General features: G+C 66.5%; 4 protein-coding genes. 3 read left to right on the top strand and 1 reads right to left on the bottom strand.

The window, feature by feature from the left end:
- Positions 1 to 346: 346 nt before the first annotated feature.
- Positions 347 to 1,153, top strand: a complete 807-nt coding sequence (locus HUW62_RS46225) for an RDD family protein (RefSeq protein WP_163867978.1) — start codon at positions 347 to 349, stop codon at positions 1,151 to 1,153.
- Here the strand turns inward: HUW62_RS46225 and HUW62_RS46220 are convergent.
- Complete coding sequence (locus HUW62_RS46220; protein WP_163867977.1) at positions 1,150 to 1,656, bottom strand: outer membrane beta-barrel protein; 507 nt, start codon at positions 1,654 to 1,656, stop codon at positions 1,150 to 1,152. The genes HUW62_RS46225 and HUW62_RS46220 overlap by 4 nt on opposite strands.
- Before the next feature lie 101 nt (positions 1,657 to 1,757).
- Here HUW62_RS46220 and HUW62_RS46215 point away from each other — a divergent pair, with 101 nt between their 5' ends.
- Together HUW62_RS46215 and HUW62_RS46210 are read left to right on the top strand one after the other, a co-directional pair.
- Complete coding sequence (locus HUW62_RS46215; protein WP_176438082.1) at positions 1,758 to 2,819, top strand: lipopolysaccharide assembly protein LapB; 1,062 nt, start codon at positions 1,758 to 1,760, stop codon at positions 2,817 to 2,819.
- A 34-nt stretch (positions 2,820 to 2,853) separates the two neighbouring features.
- On the top strand, positions 2,854 to 3,615 hold a 762-nt coding region (locus HUW62_RS46210; RefSeq protein ID WP_176438081.1), incomplete at its 3' end, for an FHA domain-containing protein.

The following is a 3,615-nucleotide window of genomic DNA, read 5'->3' as shown; positions in this document are numbered from 1 at the left end:
GAGCGCGAACTGGAAGGCAGCCGCCGGCCACAGGCGACGGTTCCAAGATGAAGTGTCGGAGGGGGGCACGGATTCGCGAGGGGCGGGGAGGCTACCCCACCACCCCGACAACCATGATTAACACAGTCGCCCGTCTGCCCGCGCCCCCCATGGGAGCCCCTTGCCTGGTGTTCGGGCGGGCGCCTTGCGACAGGTATTCCGGGCTCAAAGGGGTACCGGGCTCCACGGCGTGGCTGGCTCCCGGGATCCACCGGGTGCCGAGCTCCAAGGTATCAGCGGGACATACCTGGAGCGACCTCGACGTCCCCCACGGGCCCGGGGACGCGGCTACAGTGCGCCGGTGACGATGGCCACCGACACGCTGCTGGACGGCACCCACACGGTGCTCACCCCGGAGTACGTGGAGTTCCGCTTCACCCTCGCGGGGCTGTACTCGCGCTTCCTGGCGTGGCTGCTCGACTCCATCATCGTCCTCACCATCAGCCTGGCGGTGATGATGGGGCTGGGCGTCGTCATGGCCGCATTTCCAGGCCTGGCCAGCGCGCTGGGCATCGTCGTCTATTTCCTGGTCGACTGGGGCTACGGCATCACCCTGGAGACGGCATGGAGCGGGCAGACGGTGGGCAAGCGCGCCCTCTCCCTGCGGGTCATCCAGGAGAGCGGGGTGCGCATCGGCTTCTACCACGCGGCCCTGCGCAACCTGGCCCGTCCGGTGGACCGGCTCCCCTTCTTCTACCTGGTGGGTGGGGTGGCGGCGCTCGTCTCCGGCTCACAGCAGCGGCTGGGGGACATGCTGGCCGGCACCATCGTCGTGCGCGAGCGGCGGCTGAAGGTGCCTTCCGCCATCAACGCCTCCGGCGAGGAGGGCCTCCTGGCCGACCCGCTCTTCGTCTCGCGCGTGAAGAAGCTGTCCACGGAGGAGCGGGAGCTGGTGCTCACCGCCGCCCTGCGCCGCGAGGAGCTCCGGATGGAGGCCCGGCTGCGGCTGTTCGCCGCGCTGGGCGCCCGGCTGCAGGACGCGCTGGCCATGGAGAAGCCGGACCACCTCTCCGACGAGAAGTGGACGTTGCTGGTGGCCGCCGCCCTGATACCCCCCAAGGCCGCGCGCGGCGCTCAACCACCGCGCGCCCGGGCCCTGGGCACGAGTCTCTAGAAGTACGCCGCCACACCCGCCGACAGCGTCAGCGACGTCTGCGTCTTCTCGTTCAACGCGATGTAGAAGTTGTACTGCGCCCGAACCCCCAGGCTCACCGAGTCCGACGTGAAGAAGTCCACGCCCACGTTGGGACCAATGCCCACGAAATTGCTCGTGCTGTCCTTGAAGACCACGAGGTAGCTGATGTCGGAGCCGACGTAGGGGCGGATGCTCTCCTCCAGCAGCAGGTAGCGCAGGCCCAGCGACGGGGCCAGGGCCACCACTCGCTTGTCGTTGGCTTTCGGGAAGGCGATCTTCGACAGGGACACCACCTCGAAGCCGTTCTCGATGTAGAGGCTGGCGTCGATGCCCACGAAGAACGCGTCGTCCAACCCCTTGGTGCGGTTGAAGTCCATGTAACCCAGCGACAGCCCAAGGCTGCGATTGGAGAACTGGGCGTGAGCCGGGGCGGCCCCAAGCAGGGCCAGGGTGAAGGTGAGAGTGCAGAGCAAGGTACGCATGGGCGTCCACTCTAACCGGTGCAACCCTCGGAAATCAGCCCGGATTCAGGCCCGCCCGGCCGTTGCACGGGAGGGGGGCGCTCTCCTACACTCGCCCGGCCATGCGTCTTGCCCGCCTTGCCTCCGCGCTATCCCTGGTCTTCACGCTCCCGCTCGCTGGCTGCCTCACCACGCCGCCGCCGCATGAGCGCGCGCTCATCAACAACGAGCTGTGCGCCCAGGAAATCAACAACGGTGACATGGTCCGCGCGGACGTCTATTGCGACCTGGGCCTGGAGTTCTCCCCCCAGTACGCGGACCTCTGGGCCAACAAGGGCCTCATCTCCATGGCCAACGGCAACAACGACGAGGCCAAGAAGCACTTCATCAAGGCGCTCCGCTACAACCAGGAACACCTCCAGTCCTACCAGAACCTCGGCGCCCTCTATAACCTGGAAGGCGCCTACGGAAAGGCGCACGACAACTTCCGCCGCGCCCTCAAGGTAAATCCGGATAACCTGGAAACACGATACAACCTGGCGTACACGCTGATGAAGATGCGCAAGTTCACGGAGGCCAAGAAGGAGCTGCGCACCCTGCTGGCCGTCAACCCGAACCTCGCGGCGGCGCACCACACGCTGGGCATCATCGCCTTCGCGGAGGACCAGTTCGAGGAGGCGGCGGAGGCCATGGGGCAGTCGGTGGCGTTGGACCCGAACAACCCCGACGCGTGGCATGACTACGGCAACACGCTGATGGAGTTGAGCCGCTACGCGGACGCGCGCGAGGCCTTCTCCAACTGCACCCAGCTCAACCCCAAGGCGACCAACTGCATCAACAACCTCGCCCTGGCGCAGCGCAAGGCGGCCCTGACGGACGCGGCCTTCAAGGAGGTCAAGGACACGCAGCAGGCGGAGAACTCGGCTCCGGCGCTCTTCATGCTGGCCCGCCAGTTCCGCGAGAAGGGCCTGTTGGCCGAGGAGGAGACCACCTACAAGAAGTGCGTGAAGCTGGAGGCGAAGTTCGCCCCCTGCCACTACGGACTCTTCGAGCTCTTCCAGGACGCCAACAAGCACGAGCACGCCGAAATCGCCTGCAAGAACTTCCTGAAGTACGCGACGTCGGAAGAGTTCCCCACCGAGTATCAGTCGTGCGAGAAGTACCTGAGCAACGCGACGTTCTGATGCCCCGCCGGTTCCCGCAGGTACCACCCCCTCGATGAGCGTCCGTCTCACCGTCACGCAGCGCAGCGAGGCCGGAGCCAAGGGCACCGAGCTCGTCCTCGACGATTCGGTCATCACCCTGGGGCGGGAGAAGTCCTGCCAGGTGGTGCTCGCCCAGCAGGCGGTGTCGCGCAACCACGCCCGCATCGTCCAGGAGGGCAACCTCTTCTTCCTCGAGGACCTGGGCAGCGCGTACGGCACGCAGATCAACGGCAAGCCGCTGCCCAAGGGCGAGAAGCGCCTGTTGCGCAACGGCGACGTCATCGCCATCGCCCAGTACGACGTGAAGTACGAGCGGATGACGGAGCTCAACGGCGACGTCAACTCGGAGAAGACGTCCTTCATTGCCCGAGGCAACCTGAAGGACGTGATGCGGGGGCTGTCCAGCGCCGAGGAGCGCTACCTGCGCATCATGAACGGCCCGCGCGAGGGCGAGCGCATCGAGGTCGCCGACGCGAAGGAGCTCGTCATCGGTCGTGACGAGAAGGAGGCGGACATCGTCCTCAAGGACGACCTCACCTCTCGCAAGCACGCCAAGATTCGCCGCGACTGGTCCGGCACCCACGTCGAGGACCTGGGCAGCCGCAACGGCATCAAGGTCAACAAGAAGCGCGTCAATCGCAAGGCGCTCAAGGACAACGACGAGTTGGAGGTCGGCGGCACCCGCTTCCTCTACGTGGACCCGAGCGAGCCCGCCGAGGAGCAGGTCCAGCTCGCCACGGACATCAAGAAGGCCCCGCCCCCCTCGCCCCAGCGC

The organism is Myxococcus sp. AM011 (assembly GCF_013372595.1).
Lineage (GTDB): Bacteria > Myxococcota > Myxococcia > Myxococcales > Myxococcaceae > Myxococcus > Myxococcus eversor.
Note: the sequence above shows the minus strand (reverse complement) of the source record. Positions and strands in the feature narration are given on the sequence as shown.

What these genes read in the sequence shown, in the direction of transcription:
- HUW62_RS46225 (WP_163867978.1), top strand. Translation starts at nt 347, where the DNA reads ATGGCCACCGACACGCTGCTGGACGGCACCCACACGGTGCTCACCCCG.
- HUW62_RS46220 (WP_163867977.1), bottom strand. Translation starts at nt 1,656, where the DNA reads ATGCGTACCTTGCTCTGCACTCTCACCTTCACCCTGGCCCTGCTTGGG.
- HUW62_RS46215 (WP_176438082.1), top strand. Translation starts at nt 1,758, where the DNA reads ATGCGTCTTGCCCGCCTTGCCTCCGCGCTATCCCTGGTCTTCACGCTC.